At 51.3% G+C, this 22416-nt stretch carries 23 protein-coding genes; 2 read left to right on the top strand and 21 right to left on the bottom strand.

The genetic code is table 11. The features are described 5' to 3' along the window. Positions 1 to 197: 197 nt before the first annotated feature. The 20 genes from ycfP to yceD all read right to left on the bottom strand — a co-directional run bounded on the left by ycfP (position 198) and on the right by yceD (position 16743). Complete coding sequence (gene ycfP / locus J1785_RS15995) at positions 198 to 740, bottom strand: alpha/beta hydrolase YcfP (RefSeq protein WP_217219854.1); 543 nt, start codon at positions 738 to 740, stop codon at positions 198 to 200. Between the two features lie 52 nt (positions 741 to 792). Beyond that, positions 793 to 1821: a beta-N-acetylhexosaminidase gene (nagZ, locus tag J1785_RS15990; RefSeq protein ID WP_129952139.1), complete on the bottom strand. Its 1029-nt coding sequence runs from the start codon at positions 1819 to 1821 to the stop codon at positions 793 to 795. 47 nt (positions 1822 to 1868) lie between these two features. Beyond that, a complete protein-coding gene (locus J1785_RS15985) occupies positions 1869 to 2699 on the bottom strand; it encodes a phosphotransferase (protein WP_240782811.1) in 831 nt (276 codons plus the stop codon). Between the two features lie 10 nt (positions 2700 to 2709). Continuing rightward, positions 2710 to 3312: a penicillin-binding protein activator LpoB gene (gene lpoB / locus J1785_RS15980; protein WP_217219844.1), complete on the bottom strand. Its 603-nt coding sequence runs from the start codon at positions 3310 to 3312 to the stop codon at positions 2710 to 2712. A gap of 21 nt (positions 3313 to 3333) precedes the next feature. After that, positions 3334 to 3702: a YcfL family putative periplasmic lipoprotein gene (locus J1785_RS15975; protein WP_129951824.1), complete on the bottom strand. Its 369-nt coding sequence runs from the start codon at positions 3700 to 3702 to the stop codon at positions 3334 to 3336. 8 nt (positions 3703 to 3710) lie between these two features. Further along, entirely contained in the window at positions 3711 to 4064 is a 354-nt protein-coding gene (hinT, locus tag J1785_RS15970) for a purine nucleoside phosphoramidase (RefSeq protein ID WP_129951825.1), read from the bottom strand. A 187-nt stretch (positions 4065 to 4251) separates the two neighbouring features. Next, on the bottom strand, positions 4252 to 5685 hold the full coding sequence (gene ptsG / locus J1785_RS15965; RefSeq protein ID WP_129951826.1) for a PTS glucose transporter subunit IIBC: 1434 nt from the start codon (positions 5683 to 5685) through the stop codon (positions 4252 to 4254). A 331-nt stretch (positions 5686 to 6016) separates the two neighbouring features. Then, on the bottom strand, positions 6017 to 6817 hold the full coding sequence (locus J1785_RS15960; protein ID WP_129990513.1) for a metal-dependent hydrolase: 801 nt from the start codon (positions 6815 to 6817) through the stop codon (positions 6017 to 6019). Positions 6818 to 6855: 38 nt separating this feature from the next. Then, entirely contained in the window at positions 6856 to 7875 is a 1020-nt protein-coding gene (holB, locus tag J1785_RS15955) for a DNA polymerase III subunit delta' (RefSeq protein WP_129951828.1), read from the bottom strand. Next, positions 7872 to 8522, bottom strand: coding sequence for a dTMP kinase (gene tmk / locus J1785_RS15950; protein WP_129951829.1), 651 nt, complete (start codon positions 8520 to 8522; stop codon positions 7872 to 7874). The genes holB and tmk overlap by 4 nt, the downstream gene beginning before the upstream one ends. Beyond that, the gene (gene mltG, locus J1785_RS15945; protein WP_217139237.1) at positions 8512 to 9537 is read right to left on the bottom strand and encodes an endolytic transglycosylase MltG; all 1026 of its coding nucleotides are present in this window, start codon (positions 9535 to 9537) and stop codon (positions 8512 to 8514) included. Before mltG ends, tmk begins: the two co-directional genes overlap by 11 nt. Before the next feature lie 15 nt (positions 9538 to 9552). After that, positions 9553 to 10353 (bottom strand): aminodeoxychorismate lyase, encoded by an 801-nt coding sequence (gene pabC, locus J1785_RS15940; protein WP_418952327.1) that lies wholly within the window; start codon positions 10351 to 10353, stop codon positions 9553 to 9555. A 213-nt stretch (positions 10354 to 10566) separates the two neighbouring features. Continuing rightward, positions 10567 to 11808 carry a beta-ketoacyl-ACP synthase II gene (gene fabF, locus J1785_RS15935; RefSeq protein ID WP_129951832.1) on the bottom strand — a complete coding sequence of 414 codons (1242 nt, stop codon included), beginning with the start codon at positions 11806 to 11808 and terminating at the stop codon, positions 10567 to 10569. A gap of 101 nt (positions 11809 to 11909) precedes the next feature. Further along, positions 11910 to 12146, bottom strand: a complete 237-nt coding sequence (gene acpP / locus J1785_RS15930) for an acyl carrier protein (RefSeq protein ID WP_015690190.1) — start codon at positions 12144 to 12146, stop codon at positions 11910 to 11912. A gap of 153 nt (positions 12147 to 12299) precedes the next feature. Further along, positions 12300 to 13034, bottom strand: a complete 735-nt coding sequence (gene fabG / locus J1785_RS15925) for a 3-oxoacyl-ACP reductase FabG (RefSeq protein WP_013576245.1) — start codon at positions 13032 to 13034, stop codon at positions 12300 to 12302. Positions 13035 to 13047: 13 nt separating this feature from the next. Then, a complete protein-coding gene (gene fabD, locus J1785_RS15920) occupies positions 13048 to 13977 on the bottom strand; it encodes an ACP S-malonyltransferase (RefSeq protein WP_217139239.1) in 930 nt (309 codons plus the stop codon). Positions 13978 to 13995: 18 nt separating this feature from the next. Further along, the gene (locus tag J1785_RS15915) at positions 13996 to 14949 is read right to left on the bottom strand and encodes a beta-ketoacyl-ACP synthase III (protein WP_129951834.1); all 954 of its coding nucleotides are present in this window, start codon (positions 14947 to 14949) and stop codon (positions 13996 to 13998) included. A gap of 6 nt (positions 14950 to 14955) precedes the next feature. After that, positions 14956 to 15990, bottom strand: coding sequence for a phosphate acyltransferase PlsX (plsX, locus tag J1785_RS15910; RefSeq protein WP_129951835.1), 1035 nt, complete (start codon positions 15988 to 15990; stop codon positions 14956 to 14958). Positions 15991 to 16038: 48 nt separating this feature from the next. Next, positions 16039 to 16206 (bottom strand): 50S ribosomal protein L32, encoded by a 168-nt coding sequence (gene rpmF / locus J1785_RS15905; RefSeq protein ID WP_013576249.1) that lies wholly within the window; start codon positions 16204 to 16206, stop codon positions 16039 to 16041. Between the two features lie 12 nt (positions 16207 to 16218). Further along, positions 16219 to 16743 carry a 23S rRNA accumulation protein YceD gene (gene yceD / locus J1785_RS15900; RefSeq protein WP_013576250.1) on the bottom strand — a complete coding sequence of 175 codons (525 nt, stop codon included), beginning with the start codon at positions 16741 to 16743 and terminating at the stop codon, positions 16219 to 16221. A gap of 142 nt (positions 16744 to 16885) precedes the next feature. Between yceD and J1785_RS15895 the strand changes: the two genes are divergently transcribed. Continuing rightward, the gene (locus J1785_RS15895) at positions 16886 to 17479 is read left to right on the top strand and encodes a Maf family protein (protein ID WP_217219835.1); all 594 of its coding nucleotides are present in this window, start codon (positions 16886 to 16888) and stop codon (positions 17477 to 17479) included. 48 nt (positions 17480 to 17527) lie between these two features. Here the strand turns inward: J1785_RS15895 and rluC are convergent, their stop codons facing one another. Further along, a complete protein-coding gene (rluC, locus tag J1785_RS15890; protein WP_129951837.1) occupies positions 17528 to 18490 on the bottom strand; it encodes a 23S rRNA pseudouridine(955/2504/2580) synthase RluC in 963 nt (320 codons plus the stop codon). Positions 18491 to 19090: 600 nt separating this feature from the next. Here rluC and rne point away from each other — a divergent pair. Next, complete coding sequence (rne, locus tag J1785_RS15885) at positions 19091 to 22390, top strand: ribonuclease E (protein ID WP_217219834.1); 3300 nt, start codon at positions 19091 to 19093, stop codon at positions 22388 to 22390. The last annotated feature ends 26 nt before the right edge of the window (positions 22391 to 22416 follow it).

The raw sequence follows: 22416 nt of genomic DNA, 5'->3' as shown, positions 1-22416 counted from the left end.
GATTTGGTCATACCAAAATTGATATAGGTCAATTTAAATTCAATTGGATAATTTAATTTAGGAAAATGGCACGCGTTTTGCCATTTTTAAATCAGCAAGTTAGAGACAGAACCGGCAGAAAACGGTTCATGGCCGGCGAAGGGTATAAATGAAAAACCACTGCGCGAATGCAGTGGTTTCAGAAACGACAGGTTAAATCAGGCGATATTTTTGAATGCTTTAATCCGTTGCAGATGCGTCGATATATCTTTGAATTTATGGCTCTGATGCTCGTCCCATTCAACCGGATAATAGTGATGCAATTTCTCAGCCGTTTTGCTGCTGTCGAGTACACCGTCTTCACGGGATAAAATCACCAGGCAGCGGTCACGGTTTTTCTCGCGGAAATCACTGATGCACTTGGTGGCGATGTCTTCATACTCTTCAGGGCGGTCGATTTTTCCGGCCATATTATCCTGCGGTGACAAATTCGGGTTGAACATCACCTGACGGATCCCACACAGGAATCCGATGCGCTCAGCCCAGAAGGCTCCAAGCCCGACGCCGCAAATCAGCGCGTTTGTGTCCGTCGTTTCATGCAGGACTTTATCCACTTCTTTGAGCAAATGTTGCATGTCATGACGCGGGTGGAGCGTGCTGTAGCTGATGAAGCGCACGTCCGCATCAATGAACTGTAACTGCAAAACTTTTTCATGGTTACCGGGACTGGTTGAATCGAAGCCATGCAAATAGATAATCATCGTTTACCTCATCCTGAATGTGCGTTGACCCCTTCACGCGGTCGAAAAAACGTTACAGGGCTGCCTGTTTGTGTTCCTGCCAGCGGGCATCGAGTGTGGTCAGATCACGGTTTGCCTCTTTCCAGCGACTTGAATTTTGCAGATCCTGACGGGCCTGTTTTCCACTGTACAGTCCGCGATGATACAACTGCGTAACACGCTCAGCGTTGACCGGGGACAGGTTATCCAGCACGCTCACCGCGCCTTGCCGGTTATTACAGGCAAGGATCATGTCACAGCCCGCATCCAGCGAGGCCTGTGCCCGTTCGGGATAACTCCCCATAATGGCCGCGCCTTCCATTGATATATCATCGGAGAAGATCACGCCGTTGAAATTCAGCTCTTTGCGCAGAATTTCCTGTAACCAGTATGGTGAACCACTGGCCGGGCGCGGATCGGCCTGGGTATAAATCACATGTGCAGGCATCACCGCATCCAGCAATTTACGTTCGTTAAGCTGGCGGAAGATAGCCATGTCGTGCTGACGGATAACCTCCAGCGGACGATCGTCACGCGGTGTTTCTTTATGGGAATCTGCGCTGACGGCACCGTGGCCCGGGAAATGCTTACCGGTGGTTTTCATGCCGGCGGAATGCATGCCGAGAATATACTGCTCAGCCATTTCCAGCGCTTTACGGGGTTCTGCGTGGAACGACCGCTCACCGATAGCTGCGCTGATATGCCCGATATCCAGTACAGGCGCAAAGCTGATGTCGATATCCATCACAATCATTTCTGATGCCATCAGCCAGCCGCTTTCCTGCGCCAGGCGTCCCGCTTCGTGCGCTTCGTTGAGCGCTGCAAAAGATTGCGCGGCAGGCAAACGGGTAAAACCTTCACGGAAACGCTGTACGCGCCCGCCTTCCTGATCGACGGCCAGCACCAATCTGTCGTGCGACGCGGCACGGATCTGGCGGATCAGTTCATGCAACTGATCGACATCATGATAATTCCGGGTGAATAAAATCAGCCCACCCACCAGCGGGTGCTGCAAAATTTCACGTTCTTCAGCATCCAGCGCGTAGCCAGCGACATCCAGCATGACAGGTCCCAACAAAATGGACGCTCCTTTTCTTTTTCATATGATCATCACGGGCGCAACGGGTGCGCCCATTCACTGTATTGATTCTCGCCGGTCTGCTGCCAGCGCACTTCAAACCACATCAGCATCAGGTAGTTGACCCAGGGGATCCAGCGGTTAACCTGCTGCTGCAACAGGGACAGGTTCTGATACCCGCCAGCCTTTACGTACTCGTACAGGAACGCCCTTTTTTGCTGCTCGTTCCAGTCGTTGCCGCGAATAAGCGCCGCCAGCTCCAGTGCAATATCCGCATTCGCCGCGTACTCCCAGTCAATCAGGCGCAGCCCCTGCGGCGTATTCAGCACATTTCCCGCGTGAATATCCATATGTACCAGCGCCAGTTTCAGCGGTGACGGCGGAACCTGCGACAACATCTGGTGGTGTAAACGCAACCAGCGTGGCGTCAGCCTGCGCCTGTCGATATGTTGCCAGTAACGGGCAAATTGCTGCTGTAAATCCAGCCGGTAACCCGACGGCGGCAACTGATGTAACGTCACGAGACGTTCGCATAAGGCGTTGCGCACTGAAGCGTCAGTGAATGCCTGTTCCTCCAGCGGTGTTCCGTCAACCCAGTCGACTATCAGCCATGGCGGAGAATAAAGTCTGACACGCGGACCTAATTTATGCCGCGCGATATGCCGCAAAATCGCAGATTCACGCTGGCGGTCAGCGCCCGAAACTTGCCGCTGAGCAGACTGATGCCGTGCCAGAAAGTCGCCGGCAGGGGAACTTATTTTCCAGCTTTCGCCGGTCAGGCCGGCAACCGGTAATAAACGAAAACCGGCGGTTTTCACCGCCGGATAATGTTGTTCAATCAGTTGCTGTAGTTCGGATTGCACAAGCCCGGCGTTAATTATGAACGGCACCGCGGCCTGACCAGACGATTTCACCGCTCGGTGCGGTAAGCAGACGCATCGACATGGTTGGCGCTTTGACATCGCCGCTCACCGTGCTGTAAAGGACATATTGCGCTTTCACGATGTTTGCCAGGCCGATGGCCTTGCTGACAGAAGCCAGGCTGTCGTCCGGCGATAATCCCAGTGACTGTTTGGCCGAAGCCAGTTGCCCGGCAGGCACTACCTGGAAGGTGGTGTTGTTGGCCAGTGCATTACGCAATGCATCGGTAGCTTTTGCCATTTGCAGGGAACCGTTGGTGCTGTTTTTCACCCCGTCCACCAGCAGCACGCTGCCCGGCTGCACACCACCGGATTTCAGCATCTTCGCGAGCATTGGCTCGACGGTTGCGGTCCAGTCGATATTGGCAAATTTAGGCGGCTGCGGGACCGGCTGGATCTGTGGTTGTTCAGGAACAGGCGGGTTCACCGGTGGCAACGGTTGCTGAGGCTGTTGCGGTTGTTCAGGCTGCTGTGGCTGGGTTTGTTGCTGGTTTGGCAACGTACAACCGCCAAGGATCAATGCGGCCATTGCCACAATGAGGAAATACTTTTTCATCAACCTTCTCCGTACAGAAAATTAAAGATAAAGGTAAATACGCACACTGTACGCATCAAGATTACCGTTCAGGGAACTGACGTCCACGCTGCTGTTCGCAGGAACAGTAATGGTTCTGGCCTCGGCGACCGGGAATAAATCCAGCCCCTGTTTATCATACCAATAGAAACGGTAATGCAGGGTGACAGAGTGTGGCTGGTTGTTATTCAACGTGGTGGTGGCTTTTTTCTGCCCGCCGGAATCAGACACGGATGGCGAACTTGGGATGATGCCCGCCGTCAGAACGGGGGACTCCATGACCACTCTTTGCTGATTATTCAGCGCAATAGTGGGCGTGCTGCTACAGCCAATCAATAAAATTACCGGCAATAACGCCATCAGAAAACGCATGTTTACCCTTACTGACGCGACAGCAATGGACCCAGTGCACGGCCACCGACCAGATGCATATGGATATGATAAACCTCCTGACCGCCGTCACGGTTGCAGTTGACGATCAGGCGATAACCGCTTTCGGCGATACCTTCCTGTTCAGCAATTTTTGCCGCCACCGTCATCATTCTGCCCAGTGCCGCTTCATGCGTTTCATCAACGTCATTCATTGTCGGGATCAGAATATTCGGGATAATCAGAATGTGGCTAGGTGCCTGAGGAGAAATGTCGCGAAACGCAGTGACAAGTTCATCCTGATAAACCACATCAGCAGGGATTTCACGGCGAATGATTTTGCTAAAAATTGTCTCTTCGGCCATCTTAACTGTCCTTAACAAAGTAAAAAGCGTTGTACGCAGTATGGGTTAGAATTTCCATTCCTTTCAACCTGATTACGCGTTTTGATGCTTAATTGACGCAGAAAGCGTCAGCCAGCGCTCCGCTGAATCGCAGACATAAAAAAAGGAGGCCGCAGCCTCCCTTCTCAGAACCAGTCATTGCTCACCATTAATGGCTACGCATGTACTCGTCCATGTCGGTTTTCAGGTTGTCAGACTTGGTACCGAAAATCGCCTGAACACCAGAACCTGCAACGACCACACCTGCCGCACCCAGTTTTTTCAGGCCAGCCTGATCCACTTTGGAGACATCCGCGACACTGACACGCAGACGGGTGATACAGGCATCAAGGTTTGTGATGTTTTCTTTGCCGCCGAAAGCCTGAACCAGAGACGCAGACATTTCAGAACCGCCCTGCGCTGTGGTTTCGCTGGTGGTATCTTCGCGGCCAGGTGTTTTCAGATCCAGTTTCGCAATCAGGAAACGGAAGATGCTGTAGTAAACCACCGCATAGACTGCACCAACGATTGGGAACAGCCAGATTTTGCTGCTGTTACCGCTCAGAACGATAAAGTCGATCAGACCGTGCGAGAAGCTGGTACCGTCACGCATGCCCAACAGAATACAGATTGGGAATGCCAGACCGGCCAGAATCGCGTGGATCACGTACAGGATCGGCGCAACGAACATAAAGGAGAATTCGATTGGCTCGGTGATACCGGTCAGGAACGCAGTCAGGGCAGCGGAAATCATAATGCCGCCGACTTTTGCACGGTTTTCAGGTTTCGCTGAATGCCAGATTGCTACCGCAGCAGCAGGCAGACCGTACATTTTGAACAGGAAGCCACCGGACAGTTTACCCGCAGTCGGGTCACCCGCCATGTAACGTGGGATATCGCCGTGGAACACCTGACCTGCAGAGTTCACGTACTCACCGATTTGCATCTGGAATGGAACGTTCCAGATATGGTGCAGACCAAACGGTACCAGCGCACGTTCAACAACGCCGTAGATACCGAATGCCACCACCGGGTTCTGGTAAGCAGCCCATTGTGAGAAGGTCTGGATACCTGTACCGATTGGCGGCCAGATAAAGGACAGCACCACACCCAGGATAATTGCAGCCAGACCAGAGATGATCGGAACAAAACGTTTACCGGCAAAGAAGCCCAGGTATTCCGGCAATTTGATACGGTAGAAACGATTGAACATGTATGCCGCAATCGCACCCGAGATGATACCGCCCAGTACACCGGTATCAGCCAGATGCTTGGCCGCAATTTCTTCAGCGGGCAGATGCAGAACCAGTGGTGCAACAACCGCCATGGTTTTCACCATGATGCCGTATGCCACAACGGATGCCAGTGCAGAAACACCGTCATTGTTAGTGAAGCCTAAGGCAACACCAATAGCAAAGATCAGAGGCATGTTAGCGAAGACTGAACCACCGGCTTCGGCCATAACATGAGAAACGATCATTGGAAGCCAGCTAAAGTTTGCAGAACCGACACCAAGCAGGATACCTGCGATTGGCAGTACGGATACTGGCAGCATTAGCGATTTACCGACCTTTTGAAGGTTTGCAAACGCGTTCTTAAACATAATTGATTGTGCTCCTGAGTAATGATGCTTTTTGATACTTCTTGCGGTTTAGCCTGATAACTCACCGCTTTGCAAAAGTGTTGTGAACCTTTTGCTGCCGGGTGTCTGAGCACCCCTTTTAATTTTTACGCAGGGTAAAATAATTCCCTTTGTTAATGTTTGATGGCAGTCACGTTTTTCTGAAAAATGCATTAAGAGCGTCTTAAAAGCCATCATTTAACAACATAAAATCTGAATAAAAGCCTGCGGCACCGCCAAAAACGGTGCCAAGATACCTCATTAACAGGATTAATTACGAGGTGAAAAATAAATACAGGGAATATGACCTGGCCTAACGCGAGATCAAAGTGGAGGAATCGATGTGAAATAAGTGTGAAAAGTTTGCTGTAGTCGCTTCGGCAAGCCGTTCCACGCTGACGCCCTTGAGGACGGCCATATATTCGGCAACGTCACGCACATAAGCTGGCTGGTTTTCCTTTCCGCGATGCGGCACCGGTGCCAGATACGGCGAATCGGTTTCCACCAGCAAACGATCCAGCGGGACATAGCGTGCCACCTCCCGTAACGCTTCTGCATTACGGAAAGTCACAATGCCGGAGAAAGAGATATAAAAACCCAGATCCAGCAGAAACTCAGCGGTCGGTAAATCTTCGGTGAAACAGTGCAGCACGCCGCCACATTCCCCGGCTTTCTCTTCTTTTAGAATATCCAGCGTATCCTGTCGGGCATCGCGTGTATGCACAATCACCGGCTTGTTCAGTTCACGGCCAATGCGGATATGCTCCCGGAAAGAGTCCTGCTGTAACTTCAGTTGAAGAGCCTCTTTCTGATAAAAATAATCCAGACCGGTTTCACCCATCGCCACCACTTTTGGACTGGCCGCCAGCTCACGCAATGTATTGAAATCATAACCATCATCAATATTTAACGGGTGAACACCGCAGGAAAATGCCACCTCCGGGCGATCACCAATCAGCTGCGTCATCGACTGATAGCCTGGCAATGTTGTTGCGACAGCCAGCATAAACTTCACATCACGTTCGCGGGCTTTTTCCAGCACGCTGTCCACGCCGGAATGCAATTCGTTGTAATCCAGGCTGTCGAGATGACAGTGGGAATCGACTAAAAACATAATTATTAACTCGTCGGTCTGTTAAAGATAAAAAAATATCAGCGCGATAGTGCGGAACTGAAAATAGACGGGGAAACTGTCCCCTGAAGCATTTGTTCCCATTCCAGCAATTGTTCTGTCAGCAACAGTTCGCGGTTTATCCCCACGATGGAAAGTAATTGCTGACGGCAGTGCATCCATGCTGTAACCGACTGTTGCAGAGAGGCGTTAGTCTGTGCATCCGCCAGCAAGGTAATCAGCGGTTGTTGATCATGATTGATGATGTACTGCCCGGCATGTTGCTGCCATTTGATAGCATCGAGCAATAACGTCGCCAACCAATACAGGCGTTCGGCGGCATCGTCATGATTAAGCTGGGGCAACAGAGAAAGCATATCCTGCTGCTGGCACTGCACATAAAGCTGCTGGCAAAGCGCTACGCGTTGTTTCCAGCGCTCCGGCTGCAACAACTGAATCGCCGATAATGGTCCGCCGTTGGTCAGACGCAAAGCAGTTTTAATCGCGACCGGATCTGCACTGAGCTGGCGATTGATCCAACGCACCGCCAGTGTTTCTTCGGGCACCGGCAGATGCCAGTAGAAGCAACGACTGCGGATCGTCGCCAGTAAGGCCGAAGGCTCACGGCAACCAAGCAGGAAATAGGTACCTGCCGGCGGCTCTTCGAGCGTTTTCAACAAGGCATTGGCCGCCGCTTCAGTCAGCATTTCCGTCTGCGGGATCCACACAACTTTTGCACCGCCCTGCTGTGAATAGTTGTACAACGTTTCAATAAGCTGACGCACAGGGTCGATGCCCAGTGAGCTTTTGCCCTTTTCAGGCTGAAGAATATGCCAGTCAGGATGGTTTCCGGCAATCATCAGCTGGCAGCTATGGCAGGTCCCGCAGCTTTTTTCGCCGTCTTTATGCTGGCAAAGCAGCCAGCGACTCAGGCCATACACCAGCGCCTCATCGCCTAACCCCGTAGCCACGTGCATCAGCAAAGCGTGATGCCCCCGCCCCGTCTGGTATTGTGCAACCAGTTTTCTGTACGGGTCACTGAGCCACGGATACCAGTTCATGAGGCGTTGCCTTGTAAAGCCTGCTCATCGAACCAATTTTTCAACGTCAGCCTGATAGCGGCAGTGACCTGTTCAATGGATTGTGAGGCATCAATAGTTTTGATGCGATTGTCTTCAGCGGCCAGTTCGAGATAACGCCTGCGTGTACGCTCAAAGAAAGGCAAAGCTTCCTGCTCAATGCGATCCAGTTCTCCCCGGGCACGGGCGCGTTGCAGGCCGACAGCAGGAGGCAGATCAAGATACAGCGTCAGATCAGGTCGGAAATCGCCCAGGACAGTATCGCGCAACGAACTCATCAGATTAGCGTCAATCCCACGACCGCCCCCCTGATAAGCCTGTGAAGAGAGATCATGACGGTCACCGACAACCCAGGCCCCACGTGCCAGAGCGGGTAAAATAACCGTTTCAACCAGCTGAACACGGGCCGCATAAAGCATCAGTACTTCTGCTTTCACGGTAGGTTTTTCGCCATCAACGCCACGTTTGAATAAATCGCGTAATTTTTCAGCAAGCGGCGTTCCCCCCGGTTCACGGGTGAACACGATTTCCTCCACGCCGTGCTGACGCAGAGCATCGACGACCACATCGTGAGCCGTCGTTTTCCCTGCCCCTTCAAGGCCTTCAATCACGATGAAGTTACTTTTCATTCTTATTCTTAAGCGCCTCTATGTACACACGAACCGCCTTGTTATGGTTCTCAAGATTCGTGCTAAAAGTATGCCCGCCTTTGCCGTCAGCGACAAAATAAAGATACGGTGTTTTGGCCGGATGCGCGGCCGCCTGCAGTGAGGCTTCGCTCGGCATCGCAATGGGCGACGGCGGCAGGCCAGTGATCACATAGGTATTGTACGGGGTCGGCGTTTCCAGATCTTTCTTCGTAATGTTGCCGGTGTATTTATCACCCATTCCGTAAATCACCGTCGGATCGGTTTGCAGTCGCATCCCTATACGTAAACGGTTGATAAATACTGACGCGACCTCAGGGCGTTCATCTTTCACTGCGGTTTCTTTTTCGATAATCGACGCCATGGTGACCATATCAGCAGGCGTTTTATACGGCAGAGAATCCATGCGACCTTTCCAGATATCCGCCACCGTTTTTTCCATCCGTACATGCGCACGTTTGAGTAACGATAAATCTGTCATACCCGCCGTGTAATGGTAGGTATCGGGATACAGCCAGCCTTCAACGTTTTTAGTCTCCGTTTCGCCCAGCGCGGCGGCAATGTCTTCGCCACTTTTACCGCTGAGTTCATGTTTCAGATACTCTGATTTATCCAGAACCTTCATCCAGTCGCTGAGCTTAAAACCCTCGACAAAACGCACGCTGAATTGTGCCTCTTTACCGCTTTTCAGCAATTCAAGCATCTGACGCACTGTCATGCCTTTTTCAAAACGGTAGGTACCGGCTTTAAACTCACTCAGCGCCGGCTCTAAACGCAATAACCACGGAAACCACGGATTGGGTTTCATCAGTTTTTTATCGATCAGCAGTGTTTCCAGCACCACGCGGCCCGTACCCGCTGGCAGGGTAAAGATCATTTCACTGCTGACATTGATCGGGCGATCCGCAAACTGTTTTACTTTCTGATAGGCAAACGTCGCCAGCCCTAACAGAATCAGGACAATCAGGGCGAAGATTTTGGTCTTTTTGTTTGTCATTGTTTAATCACTTTTTTAACAGTTCTGGAGCAGGAAATCGTACAAACGCCGTGAAGCGTAATATTGATTATCGATCTGATTCACCGGCAGTACCGGCATCAGGGCGTTACAAATCAGGATCTCATCGGCATCTGATAGCGTGCCCGGCGGCTCACTGACTATATGCACCCCCCGGGGGGATGTCGCTTCAAGTACGCGGATGAGATGCTGACGCATAATACCGTCAACGCCTGACTGCGATAAATCCGGTGTAAAAACCTGATTTCCCTTACGCCAGAATAAATTAGCGGCACAGCATTCCACCAGGCAGCCCGAAGTGTCAACCACCAGCGCTTCATTAGCCCCTGTCTGGTCAAGATGCATGCGGATCATCACCTGTTCCAGCCGGTTAAGATGTTTTATGCCGGCCAGCAAGGGAGCCTTGCTCAGTGTTACCGGGCTTAGGGCCAGTTTCACGCCCTGTTTCCGCCATGCGTGATAATGCACCGGGTAAGCAGAAACAGAGACAATGCGCGTCGGCGCAGAACAACCGGCGACGCTGTAACCACGGCCGCCCTGCCCGCGCGTCACAACGGCTTTAACCACTGCCTCTTGCTGCTGTCCGGCAGCCAGAACCATTTCCTGTTCCAGCGCCGCCCAGTCCACACCCTCGATACGCAGTACCGACGCTGCACGCTGCAGACGGTCAATGTGCCTGGACAGAAATTCAATTACACCGTCTGACACCCGGGCTGTGGTAAAGCAACCATCACCAAACTGCACTGAACGGTCACTGGCCGGCAACGTCGCGGCCGCCACACCGTTAATCCACATGATTACTTCCTCCGGATCTCATGGTCATGCTTGCCTGCAGAGCCTGCGTGAGCCGGTCTGTCGCATCAAGGAGAGCATTCTTACTTTATCGTATTGAAACGCGCTGCCAGCAGGAACAGGCATCCCGTTTACGCATTGTTGTATTCAGGCGTCGCTTTTATTCAGACAGCAAAAAGGCCCGATTAACGGGCCTTCACAAACACAGCGTGTGCCGGTTCAGATCTTACGGAACACCAGCGAACCATTGGTACCGCCGAAACCAAATGAGTTACACAGCGAATACTGCATATCTTTCACCTGGCGCGCTTCGTGAGGAACAAAATCCAGATCACAACCGTCATCCGGATTATCCAGATTGATGGTCGGTGGAACCATCTGGTCGCGTAATGCCAGTAAAGTGAAAATGGACTCCACTGCACCGGCCGCACCTAACAGATGACCAGTCATCGACTTGGTGGAGCTGACCATAACTTTTTGCGCATCGGCACCAAAGACGGCTTTAACTGCCTGTGCTTCAGCTTTATCACCCGCCGCCGTCGACGTACCATGTGCATTGATATAACCAATCTGCGCTGCAGAAACACCCGCATCACGCAGTGCGTTTTCCATCGCCAGTGCCGCACCCGCGCCATCTTCAGGCGGTGATGTCATATGATAAGCATCACTGCTCATGCCAAAACCGACAATTTCCGCATACATTTTTGCGCCGCGTTTGCGGGCATGTTCGTACTCTTCCAGCACCATAATACCTGCGCCGTCACCCAGTACGAAACCATCACGATCTTTATCCCACGGACGGCTTGCCGCCTGAGGGTTGTCATTGCGCGTAGAAAGCGCACGTGCTGCACCGAATCCCCCAACACCTAACGGTGTACTGGCTTTTTCCGCACCGCCTGCCAGCATCACGTCGGCATCGTTATAGGCGATGATACGTGCTGCATGACCAATATTATGCACACCAGAAGTACAGGCTGTTGCGATAGAAATACTCGGTCCACGCAACCCGAACATGATACTCAAATGACCTGCAATCATGTTGACGATAGTTGATGGCACGAAGAAAGGACTAATTTTGCGCGGTCCGCCGTTAACCAATGAGGAATGGTTTTCTTCAATCAGACCAAGTCCGCCGATACCGGAACCGATCGCCGCACCAATGCGTGTCGCGTTCTCAGCAGTCACTTCAAGCCCGGAGTCTTGCATCGCCTGAATACCGGCAGTAATACCATACTGAATAAAGGCATCCATCTTGCGGGCATCTTTTCGCGGGATGAAGTCTTCACAGTTAAAATCTTTTACTAAGCCAGCAAAACGCGTTGCGTAGGCACTAGTATCAAAATGGTCGATCAGGCTGATGCCACTCTGACCGGCAAGGAGAGCGTTCCAAGTGGACTCTACAGTATTGCCGACAGGAGACAGCATGCCCAGTCCAGTCACTACAACTCGACGCTTAGACACGTGTGTCCTCCAGGGAGGGAAAAAAGTAGTAATACCGTGGGATATAAAAAACTTAGGCGGTCAAATGACCGCCTAACTATCTAAACTTAAAGCATGTACGCTTACTGTTGGCTAGCGTTGATAAAATCAATTGCTGCCTGAACAGTAGTGATTTTTTCAGCTTCTTCGTCAGGGATCTCGGTATCAAACTCTTCTTCCAGAGCCATAACCAGCTCAACGGTGTCGAGAGAATCAGCGCCAAGGTCGTCTACGAAAGATGCAGCATTCACTACTTCTTCCTGTTTAACACCCAGCTGTTCAACGATGATTTTCTTAACGCGTTCTTCGATAGTGCTCATACTCTTAAATTTCCTATCAAAACTCGCTTTCGCGATGGTTTTCGTAGTGTATAAAATGTTGAAAAAGATGCAACTAAATCCAGGCTGGTCAAACCACGAATTTGCTCTATTTTGCGGTTTTTACCGCAAAAAACGCAAATAATTTCGTAATTTTTAAATCATATACATGCCGCCATTGACATGTAATGTTTCACCAGTGATGTAGCTGGCCTCGTCAGAGGCTAAAAAAGCAACGGCGCTGGCAATTTCTTTGGCATCGCCCAACCGGTTGGCTGGAACTGATGACAAAATGCCTGCGCGTTGATCATCTGTCAACGCCCTTGTCATATCCGTCTCAATAAAGCCGGGAGCGACGACGTTGACAGTAATGCCACGTGAAGCGACCTCACGTGCCAAAGACTTACTAAAACCAATCAAGCCAGCTTTAGCCGCCGCGTAGTTCGCCTGCCCTGCGTTACCCATGGTGCCAACAACGGAACCAATTGTAATAATCCGTCCACACCGTTTCTTCATCATAGCTCGCATGACAGCTTTTGACAGCCGAAACACTGAAGTCAGGTTCGTATCCAGGATATCCTGCCACTCATCATCCTTCATACGCATGAGAAGGTTATCACGGGTGATGCCGGCATTATTAACTAAAATATCAATTTCGCCAAATTCAGCTCGAATCGTCGCCAATACTTGCTCAATAGATGCAGAATCAACCACATTGAGCATAATACCCTTGCCATTTTCGCCTAAATATTCACCAATCGCTTCCGCACCTTTCTCGCTGGTCGCAGTACCGATCACTTTTGCGCCACCAGCAACCAGCTTTTCTGCGATTGCGCGGCCAATACCACGGCTCGCACCGGTCACCAGTGCAATTTTGCCTTCGAAGCTCATATTCATCCTCTTATTACTGCTCAAGCGCCGCTGCCAGACTTGCCATGTCATTCACAGCGGCAGCCGTCAGGGTGTCAACAATACGTTTGGTCAGCCCGGTCAGTACTTTACCCGGCCCCACTTCTAATAGTTTTTCTGCGCCTTGTGCTGCCATGAATTCGACAGACTCAGTCCAGCGAACCGGGCTGTATAACTGACGGACCAGCGCACTGCGGATGGCTTCAGGAGAGGTTTCGATTTTCACATCTACATTATTCACGACAGAATACTGTGGTGCGCTGAAAGTCACATTTTCGAGTGCAACCGCCAGTTTTTCAGCGGCTGGCTTCATCAGCGCACAGTGTGAAGGCACACTGACAGGCAGAGGCAGAGCACGTTTTGCGCCCGCTTCTTTACATGCCGCGCCGGCGCGTTCTACAGCTTCTTTGTTACCCGCAATCACCACCTGACCAGGCGAGTTAAAGTTCACCGGAGAAACAACCTGACCTTGTGCCGATTCTTCACAAGCTTTGGCAATGGCATCATTATCCAGACCGATGATCGCATACATCGCGCCTGTCCCCGCAGGGACGGCTTCCTGCATCAGCTTACCGCGCAGTTCAACCAGGGAAATCGCCTGTTTAAAATCCAGCACGCCGGCACAAACCAAAGCGGAATACTCGCCCAGGCTGTGGCCTGCCATCAGAACAGGCTGAGTGCCGTTCTGTTGTTGCCATACGCGCCAGATAGCGACGGAGGCCGCCAATAATGCCGGTTGCGTCTGCCAGGTTTTATTGAGTTCTTCAGCTGGCCCCTGCTGCACCAACTGCCATAAATCGTACCCCAGCGCCGAAGAAGCCTCGGCAAATGTCTCCTCAACAACCGGATGCGCAGCGGCTAAATCAGCCAGCATACCGAGTGTCTGAGAACCCTGACCAGGGAAAACTATTGCTATTTTTGTCATTTTTATCATCCTGTTAAATCAAAAACGTACCAGCGCCGAGCCCCAGGTAAAGCCACCGCCAAATGCTTCGAGCAACACTAATTGCCCCCGCTGAATTCTGCCGTCACGAACCGCTTCGTCAAATGCTGCAGGCACAGAAGCCGCAGACGTGTTCCCATGGCGATCGAGCGTGACAACGACTTTATCCATCTCCATGCCCAGCTTTTTCGCTGTTGCACTGATGATGCGCAGGTTCGCCTGATGCGGCACCAGCCAGTCAAGTTCGGAACGGTCGAGATTATTGGCCGTCAGGGTTTCATCGACAATATGCGCCAGTTCAGTCACTGCAACTTTGAAGACTTCATTACCCGCCATAGTGACATAAGCCGGTTTTTCCGGCTCTGACTGGCTAGGGTAAGCCAATGTCAGTAAATTGCCGTAATGACCATCTGCATGCATGTGAGTGGAAATAATGCCCTGCTCTTCGGACGCCCCCAGCAATACTGCGCCAGCGCCATCCCCAAAGAGGATCACCGTACCGCGATCTTCCGGATCGAGTTTACGGGATAACACATCAGAACCGATTACCAGTGCGTATTTCACGGCACCGTTTTTAATGTATTGATCGGCCACGCTCAGTGCGTAGGTAAAACCTGCGCATGCGGCAGCCAGATCAAACGCTGCGCAATCTTTGATGCCCAGCATATTCTGCACCTGGCAGGCTGAACTTGGGAATGCATGTGAAGATGAGGTTGTTGCAACAATGATCAAACCTACGTCACTTGTGCTGACGCCGGCCATTTCAAGTGCTTTTTCAGCAGCGTGCAGGCCCATTGTGGCCACAGTCTCATCCGGTGCAGCGATACGACGTTCACGAATACCCGTACGCGTGACAATCCACTCATCGGAGGTATCCACCATTTTTTCTAAGTCGGCATTAGTCCGAACTTGCACGGGCAAATAGCTCCCCGTACCGAGAATCTTTGTATACATGTACGATCAGTCACTCTTGGGTAATACAGCTTCAAGGCGCGCGGCAATCCGCTGAGGGACTTGCCGCTGCACCGCCTGCACAGCCTGTTCGATAGCAACAGCAAACGCACGCTGGTTTGCTCCACCGTGGCTTTTAATAACGATGCCCCGTAATCCTAACAAACATGCGCCATTATACTGGTCGGGGTTGAGATGGCTAAAACGCTTTAGCAATTTTTTCTGCAGGATCCGACCTAACCATTTCAGCCACCAGGCCTTCTTGCCACCCTCTCCCGAGGATTTTAACAGTGACAAAAACATCCTTATTACGCCTTCCATGGTCTTGAGCGTAACGTTACCTACAAAGCCGTCACACACCATCACATCCGTTTTACCGGTCAGAAGGTCGTTGCCTTCAAGATAGCCGATATAGTTGATTAATGCGGTATTTTTTAAAATCGCGGCGGCTTCGCGGATATTATCCAGCCCTTTGCTTTCCTCTTCGCCAATATTGAGCAAGGCAACACGAGGATTTGTGATCCCCACAACCTGCTCGGCCATGACAGCTCCCATCACGGCAAACTGGACCAGCATCGTGCTGTCACACTCAACGTTGGCGCCCAGGTCCAGCACCACGGTTTTACTGCGTTGCTGGTTAGGTAACACGCTCATCAAAGCGGGTCGCTCGATACCATCCAGCGGTTTGACAACCAGCTTGGCTAATCCCATCAGTGCACCGGTATTCCCGGCACTGACACACGCCTGTGCGTCACCACTTTTGATCAGTTCCAGCGCCACACGCATTGAGCTTCCTTTGCTGGCCCGTATAGCTTGCGACGCACGTAAATCGTTGGCTATCACTGATTCAGCAGGAATTATCCGAATTCGTTCTGTTAAAGAAGGATCGGCTTTGGCTAAGAAAGGTGTGATTGCGTCGGGATCGCCGACCAGAAGGAGGTCTAATTGAGAATTAGAGATCAGTGCCTGCAATGAAGCAGGCACTGTGACGGAAGGACCAAAATCTCCGCCCATTACATCTAACGCGATGGTTAGACGAGTCAAGGTATCGCCTTGCCAGCACTTATCACGTGAATAAGTTGCAGGCAAATATCAGCCGATTACCTTGCGACCGCGGTAGAAACCGTCGGCAGTGATGTGGTGACGCAGGTGAGTTTCACCAGAAGTCTTGTCCACAGACAGAGTGGAAGTGGTCAGAGCATCATGTGAACGACGCATGCCACGTTTAGAACGGGTTGGTTTATTCTGTTGTACGGCCATGGACCTTACTCCTTAAGTACTTTTCTTTAAACTCGCTAATACGGCAAATGGATTGGGTTTCTCCGCCTCTTCAGGCAGTTTACCGAATACCATGTCCGCTTCGGACACTTCACAGTGTTCAGATTCATGTACCGGAACGACAGGCAGTGAAAGAATAATTTCGTCTTCAATCATTGCCAGCAGATCAACTTCGCCAAAATCATCGACTTCGATCGGCTCGTACGCTTCCGGTAATGCCTCAGCCTGTTCATCATTTTGGACAGGACTAAAACAATATGTTGTGTGAACCTGATGTTCAAACGTCTTACCGCATCTCTGGCATTCCAGAGTCACAGCAACATCGGAGTGGCCGGTAATCACAGCCAGGCGCTGATTGTCGATATTGAACGACAAAGAGGTTTGTATATCAGAATCCACACTGACCACTGATTGGGCAACACGCGTAACCTGATCAGCGGTATAGACACCTGTATAGTCTAAACGCTTCTGGGCTGTGCGAACCGCATCAAGGGTCAGGGGTAATTTTACTTTTTGCATAGGGCGCGCATATTAACTTTGTAACGACAGAGAGTCAAAGAAAAAGGCCTTAAAACCGCACCTTTCACCAATATTCGCTTCCACAGCGGCCAACAGTTTAAAATGTGCGATTCAATAACGCTACGCTTTGTGAAAAAAAATTATGTCAGCACATCCCAAAAAATTACTTCTGGCTTCAACATCGGTATACCGCAAGGCCCTTCTCGATAAAACCGGCCTGGTATTTTCCTGCGCTGCTCCGGATATTGATGAGACACCGGGTCGCGACGAAGAACCGGCAGAACTGGTGCAGCGTCTGGCTTACAGCAAAGCCAGCGTGCTTGCGCCAGTGTATCCTGAACACCTGATTATTGGTTCTGATCAGGTTTGCGTGATTGACGGAAAAATAACCGGCAAGCCGCATACGTTTGATAACGCATTCCAGCAGCTGCGCGCTGCCGGCGGGAAGACGGTGACGTTTTATACCGGCCTGAGCCTGTATGACGGCAAAACACAAACAGCACAAACTTTATGTGAAACATTTGACGTAACCTTCCGGTCATTAACTGATGAAGAAATTGCCGGTTATTTACATCGTGAACAACCTTATGACTGTGCCGGAAGTTTTAAATGTGAAGGTCTGGGAATTACGCTTTTCGACCGTCTGACAGGACGCGATCCGAACACACTGGTTGGATTGCCCCTTATTGCGCTGCTTGCTTTGTTGCGGCGGGAAGGTATCAACCCGTTGCTCTAAACCAATCAAAAAGGCGCACCCCGTGCGCCTTTGTTTACTGTTCACAACTTAACGTGCCGTTGTTTTAGCCCGTAGGACTTTCAGGCAGTGACGCAGTTTGGCATCCATCGGTGCTTCAATGCGCATCGTCTCGCCGGTATTCGGATGTTCAAACCGCAGCGCCGCTGCGTGCAGGAATAAACGATTAAGGCCGGTTCCGGACAGCCTGGCATCGAAATCACGCTCGCCATAACGGTCATCAAAAGCAATCGGATGGCCGGCATGCAATGCGTGTACGCGGATCTGATGGGTTCGGCCGGTCACCGGGCTGGCTTTCACCAACGTGGCAAACTCATAACGCTCTTCAATTTTAAAGCGTGTTTCTGAAGGTTTGCCTTCGGCATTCACCCGGACAACACGTTCACCGCTTTGCAGAATATTTTTCAGTAAAGGTGCTTGTACGACTTTGCAGTGTGAGGGCCATTCCCCCCGGACCAGCGCCAGATAATCCTTTTGCATGCTTTTTACACGTAATTGCTCATGTAAGGCACGCAGCGCAGAGCGTTTCTTAGCAACCAGCAGAACACCGGAAGTATCACGATCGAGACGATGTACCAGCTCCAAAAAACGGGCCTCAGGGCGGAGCGCGCGCAAACCTTCAATCACGCCAAAACTCAAGCCACTGCCACCGTGTACGGCCGTGCCGGAGGGTTTATTGAGGATCAGCAAATGCTCGTCTTCATATAAAATGCAATCCGCCAGCGCGGCGACTTTATCCAGTTTTGCGGAAACAGGCGCCTCATCACGTTCAGCAACACGAACGGGGGGGACACGCACTTCATCACCGGCAATTAATTTATATTCCGGCTTAATTCTTTTCTTATTGACCCGCACTTCACCCTTACGCACTATGCGATAGATCATGCTCTTCGGCACGCCCTTAAGGATTTTAAGTAAGAAGTTATCGATACGCTGACCGGCTTCGTCGTCAGAAATGGGGATTAATTGTACAGTTGGATTCTCAGTTTTCATGGCTCGCGATTCTAAATATCCGGCACGGTTCGCGCCACTGATTTTTATGTGCTTAACTTTCACTTTACCAGTAACTGCGCCGGAAAACCTTCTTACTCCCTCTGTTTTTTAACAAAGCTCAGGTTCTGACAATGCGGCGCATCTCTCATTGAGGTAAATATCTTACCTGCTTGGGAAAAGTCACCTTGCTATCACAGTGCCTGCAATGGAATAATGAAGTTACTTTCGGCGTTGTTTCTCTTAAGTTAGGGAAAACGCAGGAATTATAGATTTGCCTGATCGCACAAAAACGCAGCAATGGCGTAAGACGTAATGTGAAATCAAGCAATTAGCGGGCTGCGGGTTGCAGCTTGGCCGGCGAACGGAATGAGATCTGTTAACGTAAATTCAGAAGCTATTCCCCTAATAAAAGTGCTGCTTTCACAACGCTGGTGTCTTTAATACAGCAAAAGCAGACTTACCGAAATAATGCGCCCCTATGCAAGCGACAGCCGTGAGGTTGACGATTTGCGAGAAGACTCGGGGCCAACGGTTTATCCGGTCATGAGGTCATTTTGCCCGCAGCTCTGTCAATAATGGAATAATAATGAGTAAGTTAAGATGAAAAGAATGTTGATTAACGCAACTCAGCAAGAAGAGTTGCGCGTTGCCCTTGTAGATGGACAGCGGCTGTATGATTTGGATATTGAAAGTCCGGGCCATGAGCAGAAAAAAGCGAATATTTACAAAGGCAAAATTACCCGCATAGAACCTAGTCTGGAAGCAGCATTCGTAGATTACGGCGCGGAACGACATGGTTTCCTCCCTCTGAAAGAAATTTCCCGCGAATATTTCCCTGGTAATTATGCTTCTCATGGCCGCCCGAACATCAAAGATGTGCTGCGCGAAGGTCAGGAAGTGATTGTTCAGGTAGATAAAGAAGAGCGTGGAAATAAAGGCGCAGCACTGACGACGTTTATCAGTCTGGCCGGTAGTTATCTGGTTCTGATGCCAAACAATCCACGTGCCGGGGGTATTTCCCGCCGTATTGAAGGCGATGACCGTACTGAACTGAAAGAAGCCTTATCCTCCCTGCAACTGCCTGATGGCATGGGTCTGATTGTGCGTACTGCCGGTGTCGGCAAATCCGCAGAAGCTCTGCAATGGGACCTGACTTTCCGCCTCAAACATTGGGATGCGATCAAGAAAGCCGCTGAAGGCCGCCCTGCTCCGTTTCTGATCCATCAGGAAAGCAATGTTATCGTTCGGGCGTTTCGTGATTACCTGCGCCCGGACATCGGTGAGATCCTCATCGATAACCCGAAAATTCTCGATCTGGCAAAAGAACATATTGCCGCGTTGGGCCGTCCTGATTTCAGCAGCAAAATTAAACCGTATGTGGGTGAGATTCCGCTGTTCAGTCACTACCAAATTGAATCGCAAATTGAATCCGCTTTCCAGCGTGAAGTCCGTCTGCCTTCCGGTGGCTCTATTGTTATCGACAGCACCGAAGCGCTGACCGCTATCGACATCAACTCCGCACGTGCCACCCGCGGCGGCGATATCGAAGAAACCGCATTCAACACTAACCTTGAAGCAGCAGATGAAATTGCCCGTCAGTTACGTCTGCGCGATCTCGGTGGTCTGATTGTTATCGACTTCATCGACATGACGCCCGTTCGCCACCAGCGCGAAGTCGAAAATCGTCTGCGTGATGCCGTTCGTCAGGACCGCGCCCGTATTCAAATCGGCCGCATTTCCCGTTTCGGTTTACTGGAAATGTCCCGTCAGCGCCTTAGCCCTTCATTGGGTGAATCAACGCACCATATCTGCCCGCGTTGTGCAGGTACCGGTACCGTCCGTGACAACGAATCCCTGTCACTGTCGATTCTGCGTCTGATCGAAGAAGAAGCACTGAAAGAAAACACCAAAGAAGTCCATGCCATCGTTCCGGTGCCTATCGCTTCTTACTTGCTGAACGAAAAACGTGAATCGGTGAATGCCATCGAAAAACGTCAGGGCGGTGTGCGCGCGGTGATCGTGCCTAACGATCAAATGCAAACTCCGCACTACCATGTCCTGCGTGTTCGTAAAGGCGAAGAAATCTCTGCACTGAGCTATCTGCTGCCACAGATTCATGAAGCAGAAATGCTGCAACCTTCTGAAGAATTGCCCGCTGAGCGTCGTCGTCCTGAGCAACCCGCTCTGGCTGCGTTTGCGCTGCAAAGCGAAGCGCCTCCGTCCAGCTTTGAGCCGACGACCGAAACCGAAGAGCCGGTTAAAGTCAGAACCACAACAGTTAACGCTCCTGCAACACCTGTTGCTGAAAAATCAGGTTTTGTCAGCCGTCTTCTGAGCGGTCTGAAAAGCTTGTTCGCGCCTGAGCCACAGCAGGAAGTTAAACCTGTTGAAGCACCAAAAGAGGCTCAGGAAGCGGCTGAAACGGAAAATCGCCGTAACAACGAACGCCGTAATCCACGCCGCCAGGGCGGACGTCGTGAGCGCAACGGAGAACGTGGCGATCGCAATGACCGCGGTAATCGTGGTGAACGTGGTGAACGTGGCGAAGGCCGCGACAACAATCGTGATAATCGTGGCGAAAGCCGTGATAGCCGCGAAAATAATCGTGAACAGCGTGATGATCAGCGCCGTGGCCGCCGTAATCAGGAACCGGTTGTTACCGAAACCCGTAGCGAAGAGGTTGAAACGGCCGCGCGTGAAGAACAGCAACAACAGCCTCGTCGTGAACGCTCACGTCGCCGTTCTGAAGACAAGCGCAAACCACAGACTGAAGAAAAAGTTCAGGAAGTCGCAGCCGTTGAACAGGTTGCTGCGCCGGTGGTTGCTGATGAAACTGAGCAGGAAGATCGTCAGCCAACTCAGCGCCGTCAGCGTCGTCAGTTATCGCATAAAATCCGCTTCGAGTCTGAAACAGACGTTGATCACGAAGAAGAAGCTGCAGCACAGCTATTGATCACCGGCACTCGCCCGGCGGCGCCTGTGATTGCTGAGCAGGAACCTTCTGATGCTGAAACAACAAACATTACCGATAACGAAGATAATCAGAATGACAATGGCCGTGAAAATGGTATGCCACGTCGTTCACGCCGCTCGCCACGCCACCTGCGTGTAAGTGGTCAACGTCGTCGTCGTTATCGTGATGAACGTTATCCGACTCAGTCACCTATGCCACTTGCCGGTGCGTTTGTTTCTCCGGAAATGGCTTCGGGTAAAGTCTGGGTCACTTATCCGGTTGCTCCGTCTTCTGAACTACAGGTTGCTGAAACAGAAACCCCTGAAGTGCTGACTGAACAGGTTGAGATTGCACAGGCGAATACGCCGGTACTGTCTGAGATCGCTGAAGTTGCACAACCGTCAACCGCTGAACCTGCCGATGTTGTTGAAGCTGTTGCACAAGAAACGCCAGCCGAAACTACACTAACCGACGTTGCGCAGCCTGTTGCCGAAGAGCCAGTTCTCGTTGAACCGGCAACAGCTGAACCCGTCGTGGAAACGCCTGTTGTTGACGTTGCACCTGAAGCACACGAGCCAGTGGTCGTGGAACCAACACCTGTTCTCGCTGAACCTGAAGTTCAGGCCCCGGTGCCAGTCGCCGAACCTGAAGTGAAAGCTGAAGAGAAATCAGAACCGGTGGCTGACGTTAAACCTGCTGCAGAAGCTGCGCCAGTTGCAGTCGTGCCTGCAGTCACGGAAGCTGCGATTGTTGCACCTCGCTTCAAGCACCACGCGACAGCGCCTATGACGAAAGCTCCGGCACCCGCCTATATACAAGAGCCTCCTCGTCACAGTGACTGGGTTCGCCCTGAGTTCAACTTTGAAGGTAAAGGTTCTGCAGGTGGTCATGCGGCAGTCACTACTGCAACAGCCCCGGCAACCAAACCTGAAATGCCAGCCGAGTAACTGCTGAGCAGTGAGACTCAAAAACC

It is taken from the genome of Rahnella perminowiae (genome assembly GCF_019049755.1).
Classification (GTDB): domain Bacteria; phylum Pseudomonadota; class Gammaproteobacteria; order Enterobacterales; family Enterobacteriaceae; genus Rahnella; species Rahnella perminowiae.
This window is presented reverse-complemented; position numbering and strand designations above follow the sequence as displayed.

Excerpts from the sequence above, each read along its gene's own strand:
- ycfP (WP_217219854.1), bottom strand. The coding sequence starts at position 740 with ATGATTATCTATTTGCATGGCTTCGATTCAACCAGTCCCGGTAACCAT.
- nagZ (WP_129952139.1), bottom strand. The coding sequence starts at position 1,821 with ATGCTGGATGTCGCTGGCTACGCGCTGGATGCTGAAGAACGTGAAATT.
- lpoB (WP_217219844.1), bottom strand. The coding sequence starts at position 3,312 with ATGAAAAAGTATTTCCTCATTGTGGCAATGGCCGCATTGATCCTTGGC.
- J1785_RS15975 (WP_129951824.1), bottom strand. The coding sequence starts at position 3,702 with ATGCGTTTTCTGATGGCGTTATTGCCGGTAATTTTATTGATTGGCTGT.
- hinT (WP_129951825.1), bottom strand. The coding sequence starts at position 4,064 with ATGGCCGAAGAGACAATTTTTAGCAAAATCATTCGCCGTGAAATCCCT.
- ptsG (WP_129951826.1), bottom strand. The coding sequence starts at position 5,685 with ATGTTTAAGAACGCGTTTGCAAACCTTCAAAAGGTCGGTAAATCGCTA.
- J1785_RS15960 (WP_129990513.1), bottom strand. The coding sequence starts at position 6,817 with ATGTTTTTAGTCGATTCCCACTGTCATCTCGACAGCCTGGATTACAAC.
- holB (WP_129951828.1), bottom strand. The coding sequence starts at position 7,875 with ATGAACTGGTATCCGTGGCTCAGTGACCCGTACAGAAAACTGGTTGCA.
- tmk (WP_129951829.1), bottom strand. The coding sequence starts at position 8,522 with ATGAAAAGTAACTTCATCGTGATTGAAGGCCTTGAAGGGGCAGGGAAA.
- mltG (WP_217139237.1), bottom strand. The coding sequence starts at position 9,537 with ATGACAAACAAAAAGACCAAAATCTTCGCCCTGATTGTCCTGATTCTG.
- acpP (WP_015690190.1), bottom strand. The coding sequence starts at position 12,146 with ATGAGCACTATCGAAGAACGCGTTAAGAAAATCATCGTTGAACAGCTG.
- fabG (WP_013576245.1), bottom strand. The coding sequence starts at position 13,034 with ATGAGCTTCGAAGGCAAAATTGCACTGGTGACCGGTGCGAGCCGTGGT.
- fabD (WP_217139239.1), bottom strand. The coding sequence starts at position 13,977 with ATGACAAAAATAGCAATAGTTTTCCCTGGTCAGGGTTCTCAGACACTC.
- J1785_RS15915 (WP_129951834.1), bottom strand. The coding sequence starts at position 14,949 with ATGTATACAAAGATTCTCGGTACGGGGAGCTATTTGCCCGTGCAAGTT.
- rpmF (WP_013576249.1), bottom strand. The coding sequence starts at position 16,206 with ATGGCCGTACAACAGAATAAACCAACCCGTTCTAAACGTGGCATGCGT.
- yceD (WP_013576250.1), bottom strand. The coding sequence starts at position 16,743 with ATGCAAAAAGTAAAATTACCCCTGACCCTTGATGCGGTTCGCACAGCC.
- J1785_RS15895 (WP_217219835.1), top strand. The coding sequence starts at position 16,886 with ATGTCAGCACATCCCAAAAAATTACTTCTGGCTTCAACATCGGTATAC.
- rluC (WP_129951837.1), bottom strand. The coding sequence starts at position 18,490 with ATGAAAACTGAGAATCCAACTGTACAATTAATCCCCATTTCTGACGAC.
- rne (WP_217219834.1), top strand. The coding sequence starts at position 19,091 with ATGAAAAGAATGTTGATTAACGCAACTCAGCAAGAAGAGTTGCGCGTT.